Raw genomic sequence first — 24,850 nt, 5'->3', positions numbered from 1 at the left:
ATTTCTATTTGAACAGTCTAATTTACGAACAATTCAAAATACCGGTTTGTTTTAGTGACAGTATGGCCAAAATGTCAGTCGGATAATTAGTTCACTGTGAATCTTATCGACAAGATATGTTGATTCATTTTAGGTTAAATATAGACAAATTGTCATTTTAAGATATTGAAAATCAGAAATTTTGACGTATTTTAAGTTTGGCATTCAGTTTGATTTTATTCGAGTGAATATTCAAAATCCCAATCGCAAAGAGAGGGTGCAAAAGTGAAGAGAAAGGAGAAATTAAGATATGAATTTTAATAATTTTACAATTAAATCCCAAGAGGCTGTGCAGAAAGCGGTACAGATTGTTAGTGATAAAAGCCAGCAATCTATAGAGCCAGTGCATTTGCTTAAAGGGTTACTCGATGTAGGAGAAAGCCTTACGGGGTATATTTTCCAGAAATTAGGAGTAAATATTTCACAATTAACCAGTATGGTAAATCGTGAAATAGATACGCTCCCTAAAGTTAGTGGCGGGGAACCTTATCTGAGTCGAGAATCGAATACCGTGTTGCAGCGTGCCAATGATTATTCATCGAAAATGGGAGACCAGTTCGTTTCTCTTGAAGCTATATTGATGGCTTTACTTCAGGTGAAAAGTTCAGCCTCGTCTTTTTTGAAAGATATAGGGGTTACCGAAAAAGATCTGGGAGCAGCTATTGACGAATTAAGAAAAGGTAAAAAGGTAACAGATGCTTCTGCTGAAGACACTTATAATGCATTGAGCAAATATGCTATAAATTTGAATGAAAGAGCTCGTTCGGGAAAACTTGATCCGGTTATTGGCCGGGATGATGAAATACGCCGGGTTTTGCAGATACTGAGCCGTCGTACCAAAAATAATCCTATCCTTATCGGAGAACCTGGTACTGGTAAAACAGCGATAGCAGAAGGTCTGGCTCATCGTATAGTGAGAGGTGACGTACCCGAAAATCTGAAAAGTAAACAGATATATTCTCTCGATATGGGCGCCCTTGTAGCCGGTGCTAAATATAAGGGAGAGTTTGAGGAGCGTTTAAAAGCGGTTGTAAATGAAGTGACACAAGCCGAAGGGGAGATTATCCTGTTTATCGACGAAATTCATACTTTGGTCGGGGCGGGGAAAGGTGAGGGAGCAATGGATGCTGCCAATATACTGAAACCTGCTTTAGCCCGGGGCGAATTGCGTTCGATAGGTGCTACCACATTAGATGAATATCAAAAATATTTTGAAAAAGACAAAGCTCTTGAAAGACGTTTCCAGATCGTTATGGTGGATGAACCCGACGAGTTGAGTACGATTTCTATTTTAAGAGGACTGAAAGAACGTTATGAAAATCATCATAAAGTACGTATCAAAGACGACGCAATTATTGCGGCAGTTCAGCTTTCTGAAAGGTATATTACCGATCGTTTCTTGCCTGACAAAGCAATAGACTTGATGGATGAGGCTGCTGCTAAATTGAGGTTGGAGGTCGATTCGGTACCTGAAGCTCTTGATGAGATCAGTCGTCGTATAAAACAGCTCGAGATCGAGCGGGAAGCCATTAAGAGAGAAAGTGATACCGGTAAGTTGAAACAGCTCGAGGAGGAAATTGCTAATTTAAAAGAAGAAGAAACCCGGTATAAGGCTAAATGGCAGGCCGAAAAAGAATTGCTCAATCGCATTCAGCAGAATAAGATCGATATCGAAAATATGAAGTTCGAAGCCGATCGTGCCGAGCGAGAAGGCGATTATGGGAAAGTAGCTGAGATACGATATGCTAAAATCACTCAGAAAGAAAACGAAATAAAAGAAATACAAGAGCAGTTACGCAAACAGCAAGGCGGGGCGGCTATGATAAAAGAAGAAGTGGATGCGGAAGATATTGCCGATGTCGTATCCCGGTGGACTGGTATTCCTGTTAGCAAAATGATGCAAAGTGAGAAAGAGAAATTATTACATCTCGAAGAAGAACTGCATAAACGTGTAGTTGGCCAGGAAGAGGCGATACAAGCTGTAGCCGACGCTGTGCGACGCAGTCGTGCCGGATTGAGTGATCCTCGCCGTCCTATTGGTTCGTTTATATTTTTGGGTACTACTGGTGTCGGTAAAACCGAGTTGGCAAAAGCTTTGGCTGAATATTTGTTCGATGATGAGAACATGATGACGCGTATCGATATGAGCGAATATCAGGATAAGTTCAGTGTGACACGTCTGATCGGTTCACCTCCCGGATATGTTGGTTATGAAGAGGGAGGTCAATTGACCGAAGCTATACGTCGTAAACCATATTCAGTGGTATTGTTCGATGAGATTGAAAAGGCGCATCCCGATATTTTCAATATTCTTTTACAGGTACTTGATGACGGTCGTCTTACCGATAATAAAGGTCGTTTGGTAAACTTTAAGAATACCATTATTATCATGACTTCGAATATGGGATCGTCGCTTATTCGGGAAAATTTTGAGAAAATTACTCCTGAGAATAAAGAGAAGATTACCGAAGAAACTAAGGTGCAGGTTCTCGATTTATTGAAACAGACTATACGTCCTGAATTTTTGAATCGTATCGACGAAACGATTATGTTTACGCCGCTTAACGAGGAAGAGATAAAAGAGATCGTGATGATGCAGATAAGGGGAGTTGAAAAATTATTGAAAAATAATGGTATCGATCTCGAGATTACACCCGAAGCTCTTGCTTTTATTGCGCATGAGGGCTATGATCCTCAGTTTGGTGCCAGACCTGTAAAAAGAGTAATTCACCGTTATATTCTGAATCAGTTATCGAAAGATTTGCTGGCACAGAAAGTAGATAAAGATAAACCTATTATTATCGATTCACACGGTGATAAGTTGATATTTAAGAATTAAGTGTAATAGCTAAAATTATAAAAAGGAGATGTGAAGTTCGTCTTTACGTCTCCTTTTTGGTTTTACTCTTATATTAAGGGAATGTTTAAAAAGCTTGTAAAATGGTTCTTTTTACAAGAACGGTTTGGAAAAGTCGATCGTGTTCGTTACTTTTACCCGATAAACAAATACATAAAGATTATGAGTCAGGAAGAAGATTTGTTTGAATATGATGATGAAGATTCTGTTAAATTTATCAGAAATTATCTCCCTCAGGAATTAAAAGAAAAGTTTAGCGACGACGATATTAATTATGTCATCGATCTTATCTATGAGTTTTATGAAGATAAAGGTTATATGGATGACGATGCCGATGAAGAAGTTGACATCGATGAAGATGAGTTAGTTGCCTATGTCGTTAAAAATGCGAAGAATAACGGTTTCGAGAATTTTACTCCCGAAGAAATACAGTTTATCGTTCAGGGTGAACTGAATTATTGTGATTCTTTGGGAATGTTTGATGATTAATTTGCTGTTTTTTCCTGCTTACCGCAGATAAGTTTAATCGCATAGCAAATACAGGATACCTTTGGCTTGGTTTTCTGTGTTTGTTTATTTTTGTTTTTTATTGAGAATGAAGAATAGACTGTATATAATTTTACTTTTTGCAAGTATTTTATCGATAACTTCCTGTACTCCGGTGAAGAAGGCGATGAATTCTACCCGTGATGCATTCGGTCGTTTGACCGAATCGAGTAAGAATCTTTTCCATCATAAGGATACGGTAGAAGCGCACCCCGATATACACCAATTCGCCCTCGATGAAAATCTGCTTGTTCCGGCAATACCGTCAAAATCCCTTGAAGAAATTCAGGACATGGTAACGCAAGAAGTACGTCGTTTGTCTAAAATAAAAAATCTACGGGTTTCTACCGTACGTCAGGGAGAAGTTATAAAAGTCGTGATGCCGCTTAATCAGTTATTCCTACCGAATGATACTACTTTGTGGGGTAGGGCCGATCTTTCTTTACGGCCTTTTATGCGTTATGTCCGCATTCCCGATTATTTCCATATCATGCTGGTCGTACATTCCGATAATACCGGAAGCCCTTTATATACAATGAATTTATCGAAATCCCGGAGTATAGCGGTACGAGATTGGTTTGTGTCGCAAGGTGGCTCACCCGAATATATCGTTACTTATGCCAAAGGCAGTACCGAACCTATTTATACGAATAATTCCGAAATAGATCGGGATCGGAACCGTCGAATCGAGATATATCTTATTCCGGCCGAAGGCGTTATAAAAGATGCCAGAAAAAAACGTATTAATTTTAGCGAATGATTCTCGGTTTTTATTCTGAGTGATATATTGAATGCAGTAGCTTTATAATATCCGAAAGTCCGACTTCTTAAAAAACGGAGATTTTTTTATATCCCTTTTATCTCTCGTCTTTTTTGTCTATTTTTGCACACCCGTAATACATAGATGCGGGAAGCGATCGAATATAAAGTAACAATCATAACAAAAATGGCAAAAGAATTAAAGGATTTGACCAAACGCAGCGATAATTATTCGCAGTGGTATAATGATTTGGTCGTAAAAGCCGATTTGGCCGAACAGTCTGCTGTGCGCGGATGTATGGTGATAAAGCCTTACGGATATGCAATCTGGGAAAAAATGCAGCGTCAGCTCGATGATATGTTTAAAGAAACCGGACATGTAAATGCCTATTTTCCGTTATTGATTCCCAAATCATATCTGAGTCGTGAAGCGGAGCATGTAGAGGGTTTTGCGAAAGAGTGTGCGGTAGTGACACATTACCGGTTGAAAAATGCAGAAGATGGTTCGGGGGTCATTGTCGATCCGGCGGCAAAACTCGAAGAGGAACTAATAATAAGACCGACCTCGGAAACGATTATTTGGAGTACGTATAAAAATTGGATACAGTCTTATCGCGATCTTCCTATCCTTTGTAATCAGTGGGCCAATGTGATGCGATGGGAAATGCGTACCCGACTTTTCTTACGTACTGCAGAGTTTTTGTGGCAGGAAGGGCATACGGCGCATGCGACTCGGGAAGAAGCAGAGGAAGAAGCTCAACGTATGTTGAACGTGTATGCCGATTTCGCTGAAAATTTTATGGCAATGCCTGTTATAAAAGGTGTAAAATCGGCGAATGAACGTTTTGCAGGAGCTCTCGATACGTATACTATCGAAGCCTTGATGCAAGATGGAAAAGCATTGCAATCGGGAACTTCGCATTTTCTCGGACAGAATTTTGCCAAGGCTTTCGATGTTCAGTTTGTAGATAAAAACAATAAACTCGATTATGTATGGGCTACATCATGGGGGGTTTCTACTCGTCTTATGGGTGCACTCATCATGTCTCATTCAGATGATAATGGTTTGGTGTTACCTCCTAAATTGGCTCCGATACAAGTCGTTATTATTCCTATCTATAAAAATATGGAACAGTTGGCTCAAATCGATGAGAAAGTTGCCGGTATTGTCGCTCGTTTAAAAACTATGGGAATATCTGTAAAATATGATAATGCCGATAACAAGCGTCCTGGATTTAAATTTGCCGATTATGAGCTGAAAGGAGTGCCGGTTCGTCTGGTGATGGGAGGTCGCGATCTTGAAAATAATACAGTAGAAGTTATGCGTCGGGATACTCTTGAGAAGGAAACAATTTCTTGTGATAATATCGAACAGGTAGTTAAAGATCTTCTGGAGGAGATTCAGGCTAATATTTATAAAAAAGCGGCAGATTTTCGTGCTTCTCAAATACGTGAAGTCGATAGCTATGATGAATTTAAGGAAGAGATCGAAAAAGGCGGATTTATTCTTGCACATTGGGACGGTACCCCTGAGACCGAAGAGAAGATAAAGGAGGAGACTAAAGCGACTATACGTTGTATACCTTTTGATGGAGATAAGACTCCTGGTGTATGTATGGTTACCGGTAAACCTTCTCAACGTCGGGTATTGTTTGCAAGGGCTTATTGATGTGATATATAGTTTATAAAAAACGACCGCTTTCAAGCGGTCGTTTTTTATAAACTATATATCACCATTTGATTTTAAAGGTTTTATTCTTGGATTTTATAATATAAATACCCGGTGTTAAAGCAGGCGTATATATATGTGTACCCGGTTTATTCTTTAACTGTTCTATCAGTTTTCCTTCGGTTGTATAGATAGAAATTAATTCTTCCTGCTTGCTTGTAACGATTAATTTTCCTGTTGATACATTTATATCAGTTGTCGTAGCGGTACGGATGATTGTTCCAGAAGACTTTCCTTTTACAGCTTCATTCCAGGAAGAGGCAACCCGTATGCCTCCGATTACGATATCTTGACCTTCGTATCCGGGGCGTATTCCGAGTCCGGCAGGTACAATATCTCCTTTATTTGCATCCGATAATGGGCCGATAAGTGGACTATCCGGTTCTGCATCGGGCATCGAATCGAATAAAAACAGACTTACTTTATCGTTATTGTTTCCCGAGACTATTTCATATTTGAGAACAAAAAGATACACTTTCTCCGGATCTATTGTTTCTCCGATTGTCATAACGCGTTTGCTATTATCGCCGAATGACAATCCTACATTTTTACCGTCTGCCGATCCATAGATCCGACCGTTATAAAGAAAATTCCTGTCGGTACCTCCGTTCCAAAAGGGAAGGTTTCCATCCCAAAGATGTATAAAATACTGATCTTTACTACTTGCTTTTATTCGGGCCAGAAATGCCATGTAAATATTTCCGGATTCGATTGCCGGGAAAGCAGTGCATTCCGCGGCACCATCATTCTCTAAACGTACTGCATATCCCTGGTTCGACCCCGGGTAACCCGGAAAAGAAAGTCCATCGGTAATATGCAAAACATCATTTCCTGATGAAAGCATTTCCCAGTTTTCCTGATTGCTTAATAAATTTCCAGTTCCATAGTTAAAATATTCAGTCCATACATTTTGTGCTTGTATAGTAAAAATGGAAGGGAACAGGAAAACAAAGGCGTGGATTAACCACGCCTTTGTCGGTATTATAAATTGTCTTTTCATCAGAGTTTAACCGATTGGGTTTTGTTTCCGACTTTTACCAGATAAATACCTTTTTGGGCTTTTTGTATACTGATCGTAGTAAGACCGTCGATAGCTGTCGTTTGTGCAACGATTTGCCCGAGAATATTATATACTTCGATATTCGATCCTGCGGGTGCGTTTACATAAACGGTTCCGTTAGAAGCATATACCTTTAGGGTATTTATGTCCGAAGTTTCTATGCTTCCGGGGATAGAAGTCACGAATGATTGGGGAACCAGTTGTATGGTCGTGTTAAATACCAGAACGACTCCGGTAATATCCTGTGCTTCGGCAGGTATTGGCTGTCCGATATAAGGCATATCGTCATACTGGGTTCTGATAACCGGAGAAGCGATATTTTTCAGGTTGTAACTCTGACCTTTTGCCCAATTACCCGTTGCGTCGATTTCGACATTTTTTATAAGTACTAATGCAGCGGCATCGTCAGCCGTAATATCGGCCGGAATTTTTTCTTGAGGGGTTACAGTTTTACCTGATTCTCCTTTTACGGCATCTGCCAGCGGTGCGAATTGCATCATTCCGTTATAAATAGAAAGTGTTCCTTTCAGATTGCCTATTTCATCTCCTACGGCATATTCACCGGTAATAATACCTTCCCGGTCAAATATCAAAAGGTTACCGGTGGCATCTTGAATATATTTTGCATGAGTATAATCGGGTGACACGAAAGTTACTACCGGTTTACCGGTAAGTGAAAATTCTTGATCGGGGTTGGTTTCGAATGCCTCCTTCATGGCGGCAATCGTTGCGACTTCCGTAGGAGTAGCTTTTCCGTTACCAGTTAAAGCTATTGTAACGGCTTTATCTCCCGCAAAATCGACTGCACTTGTAATAGTTACCGTACCGGTATAACTTTTAACTTCGGTGGGAGCAAATGTAATTTCAATGTCCTTTCCGGTTTCCGAAGTCAATTCAGCGGCGGTAATCGTACCACTTCCTGAGAATGCATCGCCGGTAACAGTATAATTGAATTCACTGTCGGTTAACTGGTCTCCTTTTATATTCAGTGTTTTCGGGGTTGAAGATCCTACATATTGAGTTTCGAAATCGAGATTTTCGGCTACAGTAAGAGTCGGTACGGTAGGTGCTTCATACTGCGAAATTTTAAGATCATGAATATAAGTGGCTCCTATTACTTCGATTTTTAGCGTAACGGGAGTTTTAATGTTCACGGTTTCGGTATATAATTTTCCTGTTTTATTATTTGCCGCACAATCATATACAAATGTTGCGACTTCATCTCCGTTTGCATTATTCGTTATTTTTACGGTTCTTGTTCCCGAAGCCGAACTCGATATGATACCGATTGTAATGTCTCCTATCGAAGCTACTTCAGGTAACACTAAAGTACTACTTTTAGTGTTATTCATTTGTAAGTATCCTTCTGAACATTCGCCTAAAGTAGTTCCGTTCGGATTTCCGGTTGCAAAGTTCATACACTGTGTAGCATTATAAGTTCCTGCACCTGTTACTTCTTGTGTAAAAGTGGAGTAGGATTTGTGTTCGGTCCAACTTTGAAAGTTCTCATCGATGAGATAAGTTTGCGCATTCCCAATAAAGGCCAGTGCGCAAAATAAGGAAATTAATCCTGTAATTCGAGTAAAATTCTTCATACAATAAACTGTTTTGGTTAATACTAAGTGGTATATATCATAGAAACAATCAAATTTAAGGATTCTGCAATAGAATTACAAATAATTTTTCATATTTCGATGTACTTTTTATTTATTAGCAAATGTAGATGAAAATGATTTTACAACTAATTACAAAATGATGACAATACCGATAATTTATGATTTTATTATATTTTATCTTACTAAAATTATAGGGCGATATATTTTGCAACTCGAAAGGATTATCGTACCTTTGTGCCGCTAATGCAAATATTAACTAATTAAAAAATTTCAAATGGCAACAAAAATCAGATTACAAAGACACGGACGCAAATCATATCCGTTTTATCAAATTGTAATCGCCGATAGCAGGGCACCACGTGATGGTAAGTTTATTGAAAGGATAGGTTCATATAATCCGAACACTAATCCTGCTACAATAAATTTGGATTTCGATAGAGCTTTGTATTGGCTGCAAACCGGTGCTCAACCCACCGATACCACTCGTAATATTTTGTCTGCGCAAGGCGTGATGCTGAAAAAGCATTTATTGGGTGGTGTAAAGAAAGGCGCATTTTCTCAGGAAGAAGCCGATAAGCGTTTCGATGCTTGGTTGAAAAACAAACAGAGTGCAACTGATGCTGAAAAGGCAAAATTAAGCGAAGCTAAGGCTCTCGATGCTAAAAAACGTCTCGAAGCCGAACAGGAAGTCAATAAAGCTATCGCTGAGGTGGTCGCTAAAAAGAAAGCAGAAAAAGCTGCCGCTGCTGCTGAAGCCGCTGCTGCCGCAACTGCAGAGGAAGCTCCTGCCGAAGAGGCTGCACCTGCTGCAGAGGAAACTCCTGCTACAGAAAGTGCTGAATAATAAATACAGCATAGAATTATTAAACGGTTGATCTTATCGGGATCAGCCGTTTTTTATTTACAATCTTCCGGTATGCTTTATTTTATTGAGGAGAGGTTTAATGAGGTGATTTATGTTGAAAATAACGCAGAATTAAATTATCCATAGGTATTGTTATCGTACAATAAATGAGGTATTTTGTTCTGTTGTACTATAAATAGTATTCTTACTTAATTATATTGGGATAGTAAACAATGATCTTTTTGTAGTTATTGATTCAACCTTTAGCTTATACATTGATGTTTATTTCTTTCGTGTTTTTCTTTTTTATCCGGTTGAAATGAATAAATAAAGTAATTACTGCGATAACGGATGCAATGAAGTCTGATGCCGGCATACTGGCCCATATTCCGGTTGTTCCATAATGTTTCGGCAAAATTATAAGACAGGGAATAAGAAATAATAATTGTCGGGAGAGAGAAAGAAATATAGATACTTGGGATTTGCCGATCGACTGAAAAAAGTTAGAAATAATAATTTGGCAACCCACCAACGGAAACATCAAGCAGGCAATGCGTAATCCTGTGTTGGCCAATTCGGTAAGTTCTGCACTGTTGGTAAACATCGCTACAACGGCGTGAGGAAAAATTTCGCTTATGAGAAAACCGAATGTGGTAATGCTTACACCCGCCAGTATACAATAACGTAGAGTTGTGCGTACGCGGTCGAATTGGCGGGCTCCGTAATTATATCCGATTATAGGCTGCATGCCTTGGGATAATCCCATGACAATCATTACAAAAAGGGTAAGCATACGGTTAACGATACCGTAAGCTCCTATAGCGAGGTCTCCGCCGTAGCTTCTTAGGCTGGTATTGATAATTATGACGACGATACAGGCGCAGGCATTCATGAGAAACGGAGACATTCCAATGGCATATATGCTCAGGATAATACGTTTTTTTAGCTTGTAATCTCCTTTTTCAAAATGGATAAAGCTTTTTTTATTATAAAAATGATTCAGAATCCATATCATACCGCAAACTTGAGAAAGAATTGTGGCAAATGCAGCACCACGCATTCCCCATTCCATCCAAAAAATGAATATGGGTGCGATAATAATATTGGCGCCCACGGTAAATAAAGAGGATAGCATCGCTTTTTTAGGATATCCTGTAGCCCGCATGATATTGTTAAGTCCGATAAATACAAACGAAATGGGGGAACCCAGTAATATGATTTGCATAAAATCTCGGGCATAAGGTAAGGTTTCGGTACTTGCGCCGAAAAACATCAATATAGGATCGAGAAAAACGTAAGTAATTGCCCCGAAGCAAACAGCGTGAACAATACAGAGAATAAAAACATTATGTAAAACTTCAGTTGCTCGTTCTGTATTTTTTTGTCCCAGATATATTGAACTGATGGTTGCTCCTCCGACAGCGACAAGTGTACAAAATGCAATGACAAGATTCATCAAGGGAAAGGTAATGGCAAGGCCGGTGATTGCCAGCGGGCCCACTCCGTGTCCGATAAATATACTGTCGATAATGTTATAAAGCGAGGTTACTGTCATTCCGATTATGGCCGGAATTGAATATTCTATTAGTAACTTCCCTATGGGACGCGTTCCCAGTACGAGTGGAGAGTTAGTATCTGTCATAAAAATTTCGCAACTTTTGTCGATGCAAAGGTACTAATTATTTGTATAGTCTTTTGCGATTTATTTACTTTGCAGCGTTAAAACAAAATAAAAAGAAAACATATGAAAACGATAAAAGCCGCTTTATTCGATCTCGATGGTGTTGTAGTGGATACCGAAACACAATATTCCAGATTCTGGGGTAAGGTAGGAGATAAGTTTCATCCCGAGATCGAGAATTTCGGTTATATTATTAAGGGGAATACATTAAATCAAATATTCGATCGGTATTTTAAAGATCAGAAAGAAATTCAGAAACAGATTAAGCAAGCTCTTGCATATTTCGAAACTCATATGCAATATGATTTTATTCCCGGGGTGTTGGCTTTTATCGATGATTTACATGCTAATGGAGTGAAAACGGCTATAGTTACCAGCTCGAATGACGAAAAAATGAAGAATTTGTATACTGCACGGCCGGAAATCAAAGATTATTTTGATGAGATTATTACGGCTGAGAATATTTCCCGTTCTAAACCCGATCCTGAAGGTTATCTGTTGGGAGCAAGAACTTTCGATGCTGATCCGGTAGAATGTTGTGTCTTTGAAGATTCTTTTGCCGGATTGGAAGCCGGGAATGCGGCCGGGATGACAGTTGTCGGGTTATCTACTACACATCCTGTCGAAAGTATTTGTAATAAGGCCAAGATTGTTATTCCTGATTTTATCGATTTTACGTATAAAAAATTGCTTGAAATATACAATGACTAATTTTTTAGAGTCATTGTTTTCAATCGGATGAAAGTGATCTTAGAAGAACGGATTAATACCGTATGGGGATCACTTTTTTTTACGTATTATGATTATTGCTGCGCCCGATAATAAGATAAAACATGCCAAAAATATATACATTCCCGAGGAATGACCTGAAATATCGTTAAGCGTTCCGGTTAGCAGCGGAACAACTGCACCTCCCGATACGGCCATGATCATTAGTCCCGATACTTCGTTTGCCCGTTCTGTACGATGTTGCAATGCGAGTGCGAGCAGAATTGAAAAAACATTCGAACACATAAGTCCAATGATAAAAATGCAGATAAGTATTACCATTATCGAGTTTGTCAGCATCATAAAAGTAAAAATCAGTACACCGATTATCATGCTGATGAGGAAAATTACCGAAGAACGGATACGTAACATCAGAAAAGCTCCGATGAGAGATCCTGTAATACGTGCAATAAAATAAAGACTGGGACCTAATCCGGCTTGGGTAAGGGATAGTCCGCATCTATCCCGAAGAAACTCGGGGATATTTACATTCATGCCTACATCGATTCCTACAAATAGAAACAGAGAGACGAAAAGCATAAGTATGTATTTGTCTTTAAATAGTAAAAAAATATTTTTTTCTTCTCTCGGTCGCCGTTGTAACTCTTTTCTTTCGAAAACGGGGATTTTCCATAACCATATACAGGCGGATAAGGTTAGTATTGCATACAGAATAAATAAGTTACGCCAATTCCCGGTAATGAGCAGTATCCCGGTAAGCAAAACTGGACCCAGAGCCGAGGAAAGCGATCGGAAGAATTGACCTAATGTAAGGCTGGAGGTAAGCCGTTCTGCTGATACGACATCCCCTAATAACGGATTAATAGAGGTTTGCATCAAAGTATTGCCTATGCCGACCAAAGCAAAGGCTGTTAGCATATGACCGAAAGAATATCCAGTGATCGGAATAACAAGTGCGACGAGCGTAATTATAAAACTTATCAGAACACTGTTTTTCCTTCCTATTTTATTCATTAGTAGACCGGAAGGAATTGCCAGGAAGGCAAAACTGATAAAGGCCAGCATCGGGAGAAATGATGTGGTGGAGTCACTTAATCTGAAATCGTTTTTTACATAATTGGCCGAAACGCCAACAATATCTACCAAACCCATAATAAAATATCCGAAAAATATGGCCGGCAGAGAGTTATTTATTTTTTTTATCATGTTTTACATTTCAGTTTCAATAATAGGAACTTCTTTTTTACGAGCCGATACTGCGGCGACTGAAAGTATGATTCCTAAAGCTACACCCAACAGAGCGGCAAAAAGTACCTGATATTGTGTGGGTAGTAGGAATGTTATCGTATGGGCCGGTATCCAGAAAAAAGGGATTGTTTTTTTGAAAACGAAATTCCATTGTATTTTCCAGTTAAGAGAACCTAATATTTTCCCGAAATGCATCGGAGTAACGAGTGCTTTCAGTTTTCCGCCATTTAGTAAAATATGAGTATCTGTAATTTTGTGCAAAGTCATAAAAACAGGGCCGAAAGTCGTATTCATCATTACACTGATGAGAAAAGCTCTGAATATGTTTTCGGTAAGCGGTAGTTTGCCGGTTACCGGTATTTCGATCCCAAAGCTTTGCATAAGACCCGGAATTCCCGAAGAAAATGTTTTCATTGCGATGGCAATCCAGATCCCCAGTAAACCCCATACGATAGCACGAGGCATTATGCCGAATCCCGGTTCGTCGTAATGCCCGTTTTTTATCCTCAAACCTATCATTTCACCGATAGTTGCGAGAATAGCAAATTTAAAAAAGGCCATTATATAGGCATGATCACGGTTAATATCCTGATAGAGATCATATGCTCTATCCCAGATAAAAAATGGAGCGAAAAGGAGTATTAGTACAGCGATACAGCCCAGGTCTTTTGTTTTCATAAGTATTTGTATAAGGAATGATTTCGTAAATCGGAACCGTTTTTGCTTTCGGTGTCAGAACTTATTTATGGTTTCCCGAATTGCAACCAGGCGTTTCAATAAACTTTCCAGCAGATCGAGTTGCAACATATTTGCGCCATCTGATTTCGCTTTCATCGGTTCCGGGTGTGTCTCCATAAAGAGGCCGTCTGTACCGACAGCGATACCTGCCCGGGCAATTGTCTCGATCAGTTGGGGCATACCGCCGGTTACACCCGACGTCTGATTGGGTTGTTGTAATGAATGGGTTACGTCGAGAATGACGGGAAATCCGAATTTCTGCATTTCAGGGATACCACGATAATCGACAATAAGATCATGGTAGCCGAATGAAGTTCCCCGATCGGTGATAGATACGTGCGGGTTACCGGCATCGACGACTTTTTGGGCAGCGAATCGCATCGCTTCGGGAGACAAGAATTGACCTTTCTTTATGTTTACGATTTTCCCGGTATGAGCAGCTGCCATAAGTATGTCGGTTTGCCGACAAAGAAAAGCGGGTATTTGAAGTATATCGACATATTCGGCTGCCATTTCGGCTTCTTCGGCCGAATGTATATCGGTAACTACCGGTATATCGAATGTTTCATTTACTTTACGTAAAATACGTAGAGCCTTTTCGTCTCCGATTCCTGTAAAAGAATCGATACGGGAACGATTGGCTTTACGGTAAGAACCTTTAAATATATAAGGGATTTTTAGTGCATCCGATATTTTTACGATGCGTTCGGCAATATTAAGAGCCATTTCTTCTCCTTCGATGACACATGGACCGGCCATCAAGAAAAAAAGATCGGAATCGTTATATTTGAGTTTGGGAGTTGATAATAACATTATTTCGTCGTTTTTTAGTTCGTTATCTTTCATTAATCAGTTGTAAAGTGTGGCAGGCGACAACCCCAGCGGTTTCTGTGCGCAGCCGGCTGTTTCCTAAGGAAATCGGTTTAAATCCGTTTTTTACAGCTATTTCTACTTCTTCAGTACTGAAATCTCCTTCGGGTCCGATAAGTACCAATGCGTTTCTCCCTGGTGTATAAGCTTTTTTCAAAGGGATTTTATTCTCATCGTCGTAGCAATGTGCAATAAACTTTTCGCCGTCGAAGGGTTGTGCAACCAGTTTTTTAAATTCAGTCATTCCCGATAATACAGGCAGTACGGCTTTTAGCGATTGCTTCATAGCCGAGACCAGTATTTTGGTAATGCGTTCGTTTTTTACTTCTTTTCTTTCAGAAAAACGGCATTTCAGCAGAATAATTTCATCGATTCCTATTTCGGTGCATTTTTCTGCAAACCATTCGGTACGGTCGATATTTTTAGTAGGAGCGATAGCTATACATATTTTTCCCGGCCAGGGATTGGTATAATATATGGTTTCGGTAATATCGACTTTACAATGTTTGGGATGCGACAATGTAATAACAGCCTTGTAAAAAGCTCCTTTTCCGTCGGTAAGGTGTATTTCGTCTCCTTCTTTTAGTCGAAGCACTCGCACACAATGTTGTGATTCCTCTTCCGGTAATTCTTTTGAAGTTTCTATTTCGGGGGTATAAAATATATGCATTCCCAGTTATATTTTAATTTCGAGTCAACTGATCAACATTCCGACGATCGTTGCTGAAAGACAGGAGGCCAGCATACCACTGATCATTGCAAGAAACCCATATTCGGTGAGTCTTTTCCGCTGGTTGGGAGCTAATACTCCGATTCCTCCGATTTGCATTCCGATCGAGCTGATGTTGGCAAATCCACATAGTGCAAAAGTAGCGATAATTATCGATTTTTCCTGCATAAAGGCACCTGCGTTTTTCAGAATATTGAGGTCGGTATATGCTACAAATTCATTCAATATTATTTTGGTTCCCAGTAAACTGCCGACATTGGTAATGTCGGAGCTATCTACTCCCATTACCCAGGCAAGAGGGGTAAACAGCCAACCTGTAATTGTTTGGAAGTTAAAAACGACAGGTTTACCGCAAATTTCTGATAGCCAGTTGTTCAGTCCGGTATATTTCCCTATAATGTCTCCGCTGAGGTAGTTAAAAAATGCGACCATTGCGATAAATGAGAGAAGCAAGGCTGCTACGGTCACAGCCAATTTTAGTCCTTGTACTGTACCTTTTGATATGGCATCGAGGATATTATCACCTGTGGAAATGTCGTTTACCGATAGTCCGTCTTGTATCGGTTCGGTTTGCGGAATGATGATTTTGGCAAGTACGATAGCACCCGGAGCTGCCATGACCGATGCAGAAATCAGGTAGCGGGCAAATAATATACGAACTTGAGGGTCATCACCGCCTAGCATTCCGACGTATGCCGACATAACGGCTCCTGCAATTGTAGCCATACCGGCAGTCATAACTAAAAATATTTCTGATCGATTCATTCCTTGCAGATAGCCTTTTGCCAGTAGAGGTGCTTCGCACTGTCCTAAAAATATATTTCCCGCGACGGTTAATCCTTCGGCTCCGGAGATGCGGAAAATACGGCGTAAGCACCAGGCCAAAGCTTTTACGAATATTTGAATTATATGCAGGTAATATAATAAACTGGTAAGAGCGGAGAAAAAGATAATGGTAGGAAGTACTTGGAAAATAAAAACATAACCTACCTTTTGTTTGTCGAGTAATCCTCCCGCTATAAATTCAGTCCCGGTACGGGTGAAGTCCATTACTTTTACAAATATCTTTCCTGCAAACTCAAAACAATTTTGTATAAAAGGTACATACATAATGCCGGCGGCAAGGATGATTTGTAATGCCAAACCGGTCACGACGACATTCCATTGTATTTTGCGGCGGTTTTTGCTAAGTAAGACGGCAATGCCGAGAAGTATGGCTATTCCGAGTATTCCCCGGCCGATAGAAAGGAAATTCATTGTATATCGTCTGTTTAAAGGGGCACAGGCAATCGATTTTTAAACTGTTTTTACTAAAGACAGGAGCCCCGTGAATTATAATATATTATTCTGTTATTTCTCGGAATATTCTTCGGTTTCGTGTTTATATTTAAATACGATTGCGAATAATATACCTATGGTTAATGCATAACCAGCAAAAACAAACCAAGCTGCAGGCCAGTCGGTTATTCCTTTGTGAGTAAAATGATCAACAACCCAACCGCTCGCATTTCCACCGATAATTGCGCCTAGACCATTGGTCATAATCATAAATAGTCCCTGGGCGCTTGCTCTTATCGATGGTGTTGTTTCTTTTTCTACAAATAAAGAGCCTGAAATATTAAAGAAATCAAAAGCCATACCATAAACGATCATCGATAAAATAAGTAATACAAGCCCGCTCCCCGGGTTTCCGAGACCGAATAGCCCGAATCGTAATACCCATGCAAACATACTCATTAGCATTACTTGTTTGATTCCGAAACGTTTTAGAAAGAAAGGAATCGCGAGGATAAATAAGGTTTCAGACATTTGTGAAATCGAAAGCAATATGTTGGGGTGCAGTACTCCGAAAGAATCAGCATATTCTGGTATGCTTTTAAAGCTATCCAGGAATGATCCTCCGAAAGTATTGGTTATTTGTAAAGCTGCACCGAGCAGCATGGAAAAAATAAAGAAAATTGCCATCTTTTTCTGTTTGAAAAGACTGAGGGCGTCAAGTCCGAAAGCTGAAAGTATCGTTTTTTTCTGGTTTTTAGATGGCTTACAAGCCGGCAATGTAAATGAATATATACCTAACAGAAAAGCAGCGGCGGCCCCTACATAAAGCTGCAATGAACTCCTCGAGATGCCGCTTAAATCGACCGCCCACATGGCACAGATAAACCCGACTGTTCCCCACACTCTTATCGGAGGAAAGTCTTTTATAATATCCAGTCTGTATTTCTCGAGTGCGTTATAAGAAACTGCATTGGTTAGAGCCAGAGTAGGCATATATACCATCATATTCAATAACATGACCCAGTACATCGAATGATATGATGTAAGGGTAGAAGCGTATAATAAAAGTCCGGCTCCTGTCAGGTGACATATTCCTAATAATCTTTCTGCATTTATCCAGCGGTCGGCTACAATACCCAAAAGTCCGGGCATAAAAACAGAGGCTACTCCCATTGTTGCAAATATTTTACCTGTTTGTCCTCCGTCGAAATGGAGTTCTCCCATCATATATCCTCCTAAAGAGATTAGCCATGAACCCCAAATAAAAAATTGCAGGAAGTTCATTATCGTTAAGCGAAGTTTTACATTCATTGTATGTTTCTTTTTTTGTTTGGGTATCAGATGTGTTCTTGTTTTATGCTTCTTTCTTGTTTCGCCGATTTATTTCTTGTTGTATATTGGCGGCTACTTCGTAAGCTTCGATGCGTATTGCCTTTTCAAGTTGTTTTTCGAGATCTTGGATAGAAAGTTCTTCAAGTCCTTTTTTTACATTCCCTGTTTCTTTTTCAGGCTCAGCGGTCTCTTCTTCCGATTCTTCTTCAAAAATGATTCCGGCCTCAGATATTATTTCGGGTGTTGTATAAATGGGTGCCTGTGCTCTTAGGGCGATAGCAATTGCATCGGAGGTGCGTGAGTCGATTCGAATTTGCCTTTTATTTTCGTCTTCGAATAATAGTTCCGAACTGAATACCCCTTCTTCGAAGCTATATATAAATACTTCGAGAAGTCTTATTCCGAAACCGTGGGCAAAACTTACAAATAAATCATGCGTCATGGGACGCGGCGGGGTAAGATGTTCGAGCCGTATAGCTATGGATTGAGCCTCGGCTGTACCGATGATGATAGGGATACGCCTCAAACCTTCTTCTTCGGCGAGTACTAAAGCGTAAGCGCCGTTTTGTATTTGGCTGTAAGTGATTCCTAAAATTTTTAATTTTATACGGTTTTCCACAGGATATTCTTTTTCGTTAAATACTTTTACCGAAAACAAATATATAAAATATTTTGTTGTTTTTGGGATTCATTTTCTGATATTTCAGTGTAAAAATCGCTTTTTATTTACTTTTGGATATTAAATCGACAGGTAAATACGAAAACAGGCAGATCCTTTCGAGACCTACCTGTCTTTTACAGCGTTATGCAGTTTTAGAAATTAATTAGCCGGAGTGGTTGATTCTTCTTTTTTAGGAGTTTCTGCCGCCGGAGTTGCGGGAGCTTCCTGTTTTTGTTGAGCGCCGAATCCCGGAGTGGTATTTACCGGAAGTTCTTGTTGTACGGCATCTTTGATTTCTGAATTCTCACCTATGTTTCTCGAAGGGAGGAAAGCTGCCGCTACAATACTTAATACAATAATGGTACCGGCAAGTGACCAAGTTGCTTTTTCAAGAAAATCGGTAGTTTTACGTACACCCATAATCTGGTTTGAGGAAGAAAAACCAGAAGTCAGTCCTCCGCCTTTAGAATTTTGTACTAATACGATAAGTATTAATAAAACGGCTGCAATGAGAATTAAAATTGTGATAAACAAATACATGTTGTTATTCGGTTTTTATGTTAGTAATCAATTTCTCTAAAAATCTGATTTGGTCTGCAAAGTAAATATTTTTTTCCGGATATTTCAAACTTAATTTTTTAATAATTTCCAATGCTTTTGAATATCTTCGTTGTTTAATATAAATTTTTGCAAGACTTTCAGTTAAAAAGGCCTCTTCTGTTACGATTTCATCTGCGATAACCGTTTCTCTATTTTCCTTTTGTTCAAGGACTTCATTCTCGAAAATAAAATACGGTGTATCTTGATTCTCCGTTTTCTCTATAAAAGAATCGATAAGATCGATATGTTCCAACTCGGAATGAATGTTTTCCGGTGTTTCTTCTTTTTCCGTATTTAACATCGAAAGATAGTCGGTTGATACTGTACCCGGGTTTGAAATAGTTTGTTCTAATATCGACCGTTCATCCTCCATTGTCTTTCCCTCTTGAGTATAAGCTGAAAGAAACTGATCGATAAGGGTGAACGCGTCGGTTTCTTCAAAAGACTTTTCCAGAGAGTTTTTCTTGTCGAAAAGCTGAGACCAACTTACGTGACGACCTTCTGTTTTCAGAAAAAGTCCTTCACGGTCTCCGACATAAACCGCCGCTTTTTTAAGTGCTCCCGTGTATCGTATCGATTCCGGGTTCTCCAGTATTTGCAGGTGTAACAAACGTGCTGCCTGAAAATATGGATATTCAAGCATAATCTCCTCGATGTCGTCTATATTTACCGACGAATTCCCGGAGAGAATTTCACGTATCGTTTTTCCACTAATCATTTACTACCAGTTTGCTACGGTCGCATTAAAAATGAGATCGGCCAATTCGGCTACAATTTCTTTAATCAGTTCATCCTGTACTTGTGTAAGCATCAGGTTACTGTTAAAATCCCGGTAAGCTCGAAAAGTTTGGTCTTCGATATCGAATTGCGGATCTTTTGTGTTGGTGTACCTGACTTTTACACTTATAGTAAGTCGTGTTTGCGAAGCATATGCATCGGCTGTTACAGCCTGGGGACTCAAGTCATATCCGGTAATTTCTCCTTCGAGCAACAGATCTCCGTCATTTTTCACCAGACTCAGTCTTGTTTGTCGGGTAAAAATATCTTTCAGAGCCTCGTTAAAAGCCGGTCCTAAAGGAGGATACACGAGAGTTGCCCGAATCGGAAAATCTTTTATAGTAATTGTCTTGGTTGTATTATAATTGATCGATGCGCCGTTAAATTTGTATGAGATACGGCACGACGAAATAAATAGGGTTAATAGTAAAGAAAAAGCGATAAATCGATTCATACAGTTTATTCTAAATTATATTCTTTTATTTTCCGGTATAAGGTACGTTCCGAAATTTTTAATTCTTCAGCCGTCTTTTTTCTTTTCCCGTTATTTCTTTCAAGTGCTTTGCGAATGGTTTCCCGTTCTACATCTTCCATCGTATAAGGTTCTTCTTCATATTCGTTTTCGGTATGAATAATTTCTCCTTCGCTGGCATTTTCATCAAGATGATAGGTTTTAAGAACGGGATGTATTGGTGAATTATTATGCTTAATAACAGGTTCTTGAGCATAAACATCGAGTTCTTCGTTCACCGCAGAATGTTGTTCCGCCATCAGGTTGTGTACAACATGTTTTAATTCGTTTACTTCTTTTTTCATTTCGAAAATTACCTGGTAGAGCATTTCTCGTTCGTTTCCGAATTGGAAACCGTCTTTATTGTCGTGGTTGGCACTTAGAACCGGTAATCTTTCGATATTATAAGCCGGTAAATAGGGGCGTAATACGGCGGCACTTACTTCACGAGATGTTTCGAAAATAGATATTTGTTCGGTAACGTTTTTCAGTTGTCGTATGTTTCCCGGCCAACGATAAGAAGTAAGCATTTCCCGAGCATCGTCTGTAAGCTGTATAGCCGGCATCCGATATTTTTCGGCAAAATCGTTCGAGAATTTACGGAATAATAATAAAATATCTTCTACCCGGTTGCGTAAGGGCGGCAATTCGATGGGCACGGTATTGAGTCGATAGAATAAGTCTTCTCTGAATTTACCTTCCGATATAGCTTTTACCATATCCAGATTGGTCGCAGCTACGATACGCACATTGGTTTTAAGTACTTTTGAAGATCCTACTTTTATAAATTCTCCCGTTTCCAGTACGCGCAATAACCGAGCTTGGGTAGTCAATGGCAATTCTCCCACTTCGTCAAGAAATATAGTTCCTCCGTCTGCTTCTTCAAAGTAACCTTTCCGGTCGGACAGTGCACCTGTAAATGAGCCTTTCTCATGCCCGAAAAGCTCCGAATCGATCGTCCCTTCCGGTATAGCTCCGCAATTTACGGCAATATACCGCCCGTGTTTGCGGCGACTGTTGGTATGTATGATTTGAGGAAAAAATTCTTTCCCGGTTCCACTTTCACCGGTAATAAGTACCGACAAGTCGGTGGGGGCTATCTGTAACGCCCGGCTTATGGCCCGGTTAAGTCCGGGAGTATTCCCGATGATCCCGAATCGCTGCTTGGCCTGCTGTATATCAGATGTAGTCATATAATTCTTGATTGTAGAATAATGTCACTTTACAAAGATATAAATATTATGTGAGATGTGCACTTTTTATGTATTCATACCGGTTTGTTTTTTTGAAGAATATCGTGTTCTTATAATTTCTTCAGCTTGTAGGTCTGTTCTTTCAGATAGGTTCCCAAGGATTTCAGATCTTTATATTTATTCAATTCAGATACGGGGATCGGTTCTCCTATCGTGATCTTGAATATTTTATGTTCTTTGTTAAATACTTCATTCGGAAGTCTTAGAGTTCTTAGTTTCCAACTGATAATACCTAACAAATTGTAAAAAAGAGAATTGTGTCCGTGAAAATAGATGGGTACTACCGGTACTTTGAATTGTTGAATAAGTCTGATTACGGAAGGTTGCCATTCCCGATCTTCGATACGTAAGTTCGGTCTTATTTTCGAAACGGCTCCAGCGGGGAAAAAACCGATGGGATGCCCTTCTCGTACGTGTTTCATTGATGCACGTATTCCGCTCATCGAAATCTGTCGGTGTTCAGAGTTGGGGGTCGGTTCTACAGCGATAAAGTTTACCGACATAGCCTCTATGTAAGTAAGTATCCAATTTACCATTACTTTATAATCTGGTCGATGTGAAGCTAAGAGGTGAATCAGTAAAATACCGTCGAGTGCTCCGTAAGGATGGTTAGATACAGTAACGAATGCGCCTTTGGGGAGACGATTCAGAATTTCTTCGTTCTTTATTTCAAATTTTATTTTTAAGTCTTTCAGCAATGAATCTACAAATTGAGCACCCTGTAAGTGACAGGAATTGGCATATGTTTGATTCACTTTCTCTATTTTTGCCAACGAATATAGTAATTTAAGGGCCATTGCGCCTGTTTTACTTCTAAATGCTGGAATAATATATTGTAGGTCTTCAAAGTTGAGAACGTATTTTCTTTTGAATTTTTGTAAAGTTTGTATGTCTGTATTAGGGTTATTCATTTCTGAAAGAACTGTTTTAATCGAATTTATTCTATATATTCAATATGAAATTATATACATTTTGTTATTTCAAAGGTTACAAATTTATCATTTTTTTTAGTCTTACGTAGGGTATATCGTTATAAATTCTTAGTTGTTGTTTTTGATATTGTATAAAAAATACTTTACGATCGTTATTTTAGGTTTTAAAAGGATTCTTGTTTTCTTCCCTTAATGTTGAATGTTTGGTTTGAATATTTTTCGGGTTTGGCGTTTGTGGTATTTTTAGTTTGTATTTTTATAATATTAAAAGAGGCAAGTAAAAATAAATATACTCGATTTATAAAAAACTCCCCCTGTTGCCATTGTTTGGCAACAGGGGGAGTAATCTTGTTTTCAGTCTATTTTTTTATTTATACTGAAGTTTTCAGAGAATATGTTCTATTTCTTTCAGGTTTTGAGCAACTTCCTCGTCGGTAACTTCATGATTGGTCAAATCACCGGCAAGATATTGATCGTATGCAGCCATATCGATAAGGCCATGCCCTGAGAGATTGAAAAGAATGGTTTTTCTTTCTCCGGCTTCTTTAGCTTTTAATGCTTCTTGGATTGTAGCAGCAATAGCATGAGCTGATTCCGGTGCCGGAATAATTCCTTCACATTGGGCAAACAAAGTAGCCGCCTTGAAGGTGTCGAGTTGTTTGATATCTACAGCTTCCATTAATTCATCTTTTTTCAGCTGGCTTACGATCGAGCCGGCGCCATGGTAACGTAATCCTCCTGCATGGATATTTGCGGGTGCGAAATTATGTCCCAATGTATACATGGGTAATAGAGGTGTGTAACCGGCTTCATCACCAAAATCATATTGGAATTGTCCTCGGGTGAGTTTAGGGCAAGATGCCGGTTCGGCAGCGATGATGCGTATCTCTTTTCCTTCGGTAAGTTTGTGCCTGAGGAATGGGAATGAAATTCCCGAGAAGTTAGATCCCCCGCCGAAGCAGCCGATAACGATGTCAGGATATTCACCAGCCATCTCCATCTGTTTCTCAGCCTCGAGACCTATCACGGTCTGATGCAGCATCACGTGATTAAGGACACTTCCTAAGGTATATTTACAGTTCGGTGTCTGTAGCGCAAGTTCTATTGCTTCCGAAATGGCAGTACCCAGACTACCCTGATAATTGGGGTGATCGGTAAGTATCTTGCGTCCGGCTTTCGTCGACATACTTGGCGATGCGATAACTTGTGCCCCGAATGTTTGCATAATAGAACGGCGGTAAGGTTTCTGGTGATAGCTAACTTTTACCATATATACCGCTAAATCGAGCCCGAAGATTTTAGCTGCATAGGAGAGGGCTGCGCCCCATTGTCCTGCACCGGTTTCGGTAGTAATATTGGTAACTCCTTCTTTTTTGCAGAAATAGGCTTGTGCCAAGGCCGAGTTTAGCTTGTGAGAACCGATTGGGCTTACACTTTCGTTCTTGAAATAAATATGAGCCGGAGTGTCGAGGGCTTTTTCCAGCCCCGATGCCCTAACTAAAGGGGTAGGGCGCCATACCTTATATTGTTCGCGAATTTCGTCGGGTATTTCAATCCATGCATCTGTGGTATTCAATTCCTGATGTACCAGTTCTTTTGCAAAAATAGGATAAAGATCTTCGGGAGTAAGCGGCTTTTTAGTTTCGGGATGTAAGGGTGCCAAAGGCTTATTTTTCATGTCGGCAACCACATTATACCATGCGCGTGGTATGTCGTTTTCGTTGAGTAAAAACTTTTTTGTACTCATGGTTAAATTTTGTTTATTATGTTGTATATTTGTATTATAATTGTAAAAATATGTTTTGTATATATATGCGTAATGCGCTAAATCATAAGCAAAGTAAAGAATAAAATTCCGTTTGACAATTATTATAAAGAAAAAAATGACTGAAGAGTGAATTGGTACAAAAAATACGTCTGTGGTATGGTATATTTACCATTGAGTATATGAAATATTTAATGGGGTAAGCTGTTTTTTTAATGATTGGAGTTTTAGGGGATTCAGGTAGAATAAAAAAGCAAAGAGAGGGACTATTCACATAGTATTCCTCTCTTTTAGA

General features: G+C 39.4%; 22 protein-coding genes. 6 read left to right on the top strand and 16 right to left on the bottom strand.

The genetic code is table 11. The features are described from left to right. The first annotated feature begins 289 nt into the window (after positions 1 to 289). The 4 genes from clpB to proS all read left to right on the top strand — a co-directional run bounded on the left by clpB (position 290) and on the right by proS (position 5,870). Complete coding sequence (gene clpB / locus NMU02_RS07870; protein ID WP_255027215.1) at positions 290 to 2,878, top strand: ATP-dependent chaperone ClpB; 2,589 nt, start codon at positions 290 to 292, stop codon at positions 2,876 to 2,878. 180 nt (positions 2,879 to 3,058) lie between these two features. Then, positions 3,059 to 3,385, top strand: coding sequence for a hypothetical protein (locus tag NMU02_RS07865; RefSeq protein ID WP_255027300.1), 327 nt, complete (start codon positions 3,059 to 3,061; stop codon positions 3,383 to 3,385). Between the two features lie 106 nt (positions 3,386 to 3,491). Then, on the top strand, positions 3,492 to 4,202 hold the full coding sequence (locus NMU02_RS07860) for an OmpA family protein (RefSeq protein ID WP_255027213.1): 711 nt from the start codon (positions 3,492 to 3,494) through the stop codon (positions 4,200 to 4,202). Between the two features lie 186 nt (positions 4,203 to 4,388). Continuing rightward, complete coding sequence (proS, locus tag NMU02_RS07855; protein ID WP_255027212.1) at positions 4,389 to 5,870, top strand: proline--tRNA ligase; 1,482 nt, start codon at positions 4,389 to 4,391, stop codon at positions 5,868 to 5,870. Positions 5,871 to 5,931: 61 nt separating this feature from the next. Here the strand turns inward: proS and NMU02_RS07850 are convergent, their stop codons facing one another. Beyond that, entirely contained in the window at positions 5,932 to 6,930 is a 999-nt protein-coding gene (locus NMU02_RS07850; RefSeq protein ID WP_255027211.1) for a T9SS type A sorting domain-containing protein, read from the bottom strand. Continuing rightward, positions 6,930 to 8,585 carry a T9SS type A sorting domain-containing protein gene (locus tag NMU02_RS07845; RefSeq protein ID WP_255027209.1) on the bottom strand — a complete coding sequence of 552 codons (1,656 nt, stop codon included), beginning with the start codon at positions 8,583 to 8,585 and terminating at the stop codon, positions 6,930 to 6,932. Before NMU02_RS07845 ends, NMU02_RS07850 begins: the two co-directional genes overlap by 1 nt. A 295-nt stretch (positions 8,586 to 8,880) precedes the next feature. Between NMU02_RS07845 and NMU02_RS07840 the strand changes: the two genes are divergently transcribed. Continuing rightward, complete coding sequence (locus tag NMU02_RS07840; RefSeq protein ID WP_255027207.1) at positions 8,881 to 9,450, top strand: 30S ribosomal protein S16; 570 nt, start codon at positions 8,881 to 8,883, stop codon at positions 9,448 to 9,450. Between the two features lie 268 nt (positions 9,451 to 9,718). Here the strand turns inward: NMU02_RS07840 and NMU02_RS07835 are convergent, their stop codons facing one another. Next, entirely contained in the window at positions 9,719 to 11,092 is a 1,374-nt protein-coding gene (locus NMU02_RS07835; protein WP_255027206.1) for an MATE family efflux transporter, read from the bottom strand. A gap of 102 nt (positions 11,093 to 11,194) precedes the next feature. Between NMU02_RS07835 and NMU02_RS07830 the strand changes: the two genes are divergently transcribed. After that, positions 11,195 to 11,842, top strand: coding sequence for an HAD family hydrolase (locus NMU02_RS07830; RefSeq protein WP_255027204.1), 648 nt, complete (start codon positions 11,195 to 11,197; stop codon positions 11,840 to 11,842). Between the two features lie 69 nt (positions 11,843 to 11,911). Here the strand turns inward: NMU02_RS07830 and NMU02_RS07825 are convergent, their stop codons facing one another. The 13 genes from NMU02_RS07825 to NMU02_RS07765 all read right to left on the bottom strand — a co-directional run bounded on the left by NMU02_RS07825 (position 11,912) and on the right by NMU02_RS07765 (position 24,537). Then, entirely contained in the window at positions 11,912 to 13,066 is a 1,155-nt protein-coding gene (locus tag NMU02_RS07825; protein ID WP_255027202.1) for an MFS transporter, read from the bottom strand. A gap of 3 nt (positions 13,067 to 13,069) precedes the next feature. Then, positions 13,070 to 13,786, bottom strand: coding sequence for an Mpv17/PMP22 family protein (locus NMU02_RS07820; RefSeq protein ID WP_255027200.1), 717 nt, complete (start codon positions 13,784 to 13,786; stop codon positions 13,070 to 13,072). 54 nt (positions 13,787 to 13,840) lie between these two features. Beyond that, on the bottom strand, positions 13,841 to 14,659 hold the full coding sequence (kdsA, locus tag NMU02_RS07815; RefSeq protein WP_255027299.1) for a 3-deoxy-8-phosphooctulonate synthase: 819 nt from the start codon (positions 14,657 to 14,659) through the stop codon (positions 13,841 to 13,843). Positions 14,660 to 14,681: 22 nt separating this feature from the next. After that, positions 14,682 to 15,386 carry a 16S rRNA (uracil(1498)-N(3))-methyltransferase gene (locus NMU02_RS07810; RefSeq protein WP_255027198.1) on the bottom strand — a complete coding sequence of 235 codons (705 nt, stop codon included), beginning with the start codon at positions 15,384 to 15,386 and terminating at the stop codon, positions 14,682 to 14,684. Between the two features lie 24 nt (positions 15,387 to 15,410). Next, positions 15,411 to 16,703, bottom strand: a complete 1,293-nt coding sequence (locus NMU02_RS07805) for a NupC/NupG family nucleoside CNT transporter (RefSeq protein ID WP_255027196.1) — start codon at positions 16,701 to 16,703, stop codon at positions 15,411 to 15,413. A gap of 93 nt (positions 16,704 to 16,796) precedes the next feature. Then, positions 16,797 to 18,035 carry a nucleoside permease gene (locus tag NMU02_RS07800; protein WP_255027194.1) on the bottom strand — a complete coding sequence of 413 codons (1,239 nt, stop codon included), beginning with the start codon at positions 18,033 to 18,035 and terminating at the stop codon, positions 16,797 to 16,799. A gap of 43 nt (positions 18,036 to 18,078) precedes the next feature. After that, positions 18,079 to 18,675 (bottom strand): bifunctional nuclease family protein, encoded by a 597-nt coding sequence (locus NMU02_RS07795; protein ID WP_255027192.1) that lies wholly within the window; start codon positions 18,673 to 18,675, stop codon positions 18,079 to 18,081. Positions 18,676 to 18,876: 201 nt separating this feature from the next. Next, entirely contained in the window at positions 18,877 to 19,257 is a 381-nt protein-coding gene (secG, locus tag NMU02_RS07790; RefSeq protein WP_255027190.1) for a preprotein translocase subunit SecG, read from the bottom strand. A 4-nt stretch (positions 19,258 to 19,261) separates the two neighbouring features. Beyond that, a complete protein-coding gene (locus NMU02_RS07785; RefSeq protein WP_255027188.1) occupies positions 19,262 to 20,035 on the bottom strand; it encodes a DUF8458 domain-containing protein in 774 nt (257 codons plus the stop codon). 3 nt (positions 20,036 to 20,038) lie between these two features. Continuing rightward, on the bottom strand, positions 20,039 to 20,548 hold the full coding sequence (locus NMU02_RS07780; RefSeq protein ID WP_255027186.1) for an LptE family protein: 510 nt from the start codon (positions 20,546 to 20,548) through the stop codon (positions 20,039 to 20,041). A 5-nt stretch (positions 20,549 to 20,553) separates the two neighbouring features. Then, on the bottom strand, positions 20,554 to 21,798 hold the full coding sequence (locus NMU02_RS07775; RefSeq protein ID WP_255027179.1) for a sigma-54 interaction domain-containing protein: 1,245 nt from the start codon (positions 21,796 to 21,798) through the stop codon (positions 20,554 to 20,556). A 110-nt stretch (positions 21,799 to 21,908) separates the two neighbouring features. Further along, positions 21,909 to 22,769, bottom strand: a complete 861-nt coding sequence (locus NMU02_RS07770) for a lysophospholipid acyltransferase family protein (protein ID WP_255027177.1) — start codon at positions 22,767 to 22,769, stop codon at positions 21,909 to 21,911. Positions 22,770 to 23,175: 406 nt separating this feature from the next. After that, complete coding sequence (locus tag NMU02_RS07765; protein ID WP_255027175.1) at positions 23,176 to 24,537, bottom strand: TrpB-like pyridoxal phosphate-dependent enzyme; 1,362 nt, start codon at positions 24,535 to 24,537, stop codon at positions 23,176 to 23,178. Between the last annotated feature and the right edge of the window lie 313 nt (positions 24,538 to 24,850).

The organism is Coprobacter tertius, assembly GCF_024330105.1.
In the GTDB taxonomy this organism is placed as follows: domain Bacteria; phylum Bacteroidota; class Bacteroidia; order Bacteroidales; family Coprobacteraceae; genus Coprobacter; species Coprobacter tertius.
The sequence above is the reverse complement of the archived record's forward strand: the minus strand, read 5'-3'. Positions and strand labels throughout refer to the sequence as shown.

Coding starts and splice junctions, on each gene's coding strand:
- NMU02_RS07800 (WP_255027194.1), bottom strand. CDS start 18,035: ATGAATGTAAAACTTCGCTTAACGATAATGAACTTCCTGCAATTTTTT.
- proS (WP_255027212.1), top strand. CDS start 4,389: ATGGCAAAAGAATTAAAGGATTTGACCAAACGCAGCGATAATTATTCG.
- NMU02_RS07835 (WP_255027206.1), bottom strand. CDS start 11,092: ATGACAGATACTAACTCTCCACTCGTACTGGGAACGCGTCCCATAGGG.
- NMU02_RS07850 (WP_255027211.1), bottom strand. CDS start 6,930: ATGAAAAGACAATTTATAATACCGACAAAGGCGTGGTTAATCCACGCC.
- NMU02_RS07770 (WP_255027177.1), bottom strand. CDS start 22,769: ATGAATAACCCTAATACAGACATACAAACTTTACAAAAATTCAAAAGA.
- NMU02_RS07860 (WP_255027213.1), top strand. CDS start 3,492: ATGAAGAATAGACTGTATATAATTTTACTTTTTGCAAGTATTTTATCG.
- NMU02_RS07810 (WP_255027198.1), bottom strand. CDS start 15,386: ATGCATATATTTTATACCCCCGAAATAGAAACTTCAAAAGAATTACCG.
- NMU02_RS07845 (WP_255027209.1), bottom strand. CDS start 8,585: ATGAAGAATTTTACTCGAATTACAGGATTAATTTCCTTATTTTGCGCA.
- NMU02_RS07785 (WP_255027188.1), bottom strand. CDS start 20,035: ATGATTAGTGGAAAAACGATACGTGAAATTCTCTCCGGGAATTCGTCG.
- NMU02_RS07765 (WP_255027175.1), bottom strand. CDS start 24,537: ATGAGTACAAAAAAGTTTTTACTCAACGAAAACGACATACCACGCGCA.
- NMU02_RS07840 (WP_255027207.1), top strand. CDS start 8,881: ATGGCAACAAAAATCAGATTACAAAGACACGGACGCAAATCATATCCG.
- NMU02_RS07825 (WP_255027202.1), bottom strand. CDS start 13,066: ATGATAAAAAAAATAAATAACTCTCTGCCGGCCATATTTTTCGGATAT.
- NMU02_RS07780 (WP_255027186.1), bottom strand. CDS start 20,548: ATGAATCGATTTATCGCTTTTTCTTTACTATTAACCCTATTTATTTCG.
- NMU02_RS07820 (WP_255027200.1), bottom strand. CDS start 13,786: ATGAAAACAAAAGACCTGGGCTGTATCGCTGTACTAATACTCCTTTTC.
- secG (WP_255027190.1), bottom strand. CDS start 19,257: ATGTATTTGTTTATCACAATTTTAATTCTCATTGCAGCCGTTTTATTA.
- NMU02_RS07865 (WP_255027300.1), top strand. CDS start 3,059: ATGAGTCAGGAAGAAGATTTGTTTGAATATGATGATGAAGATTCTGTT.
- NMU02_RS07775 (WP_255027179.1), bottom strand. CDS start 21,798: ATGACTACATCTGATATACAGCAGGCCAAGCAGCGATTCGGGATCATC.
- NMU02_RS07830 (WP_255027204.1), top strand. CDS start 11,195: ATGAAAACGATAAAAGCCGCTTTATTCGATCTCGATGGTGTTGTAGTG.
- NMU02_RS07805 (WP_255027196.1), bottom strand. CDS start 16,703: ATGAATTTCCTTTCTATCGGCCGGGGAATACTCGGAATAGCCATACTT.
- kdsA (WP_255027299.1), bottom strand. CDS start 14,659: ATGTTATTATCAACTCCCAAACTCAAATATAACGATTCCGATCTTTTT.
- clpB (WP_255027215.1), top strand. CDS start 290: ATGAATTTTAATAATTTTACAATTAAATCCCAAGAGGCTGTGCAGAAA.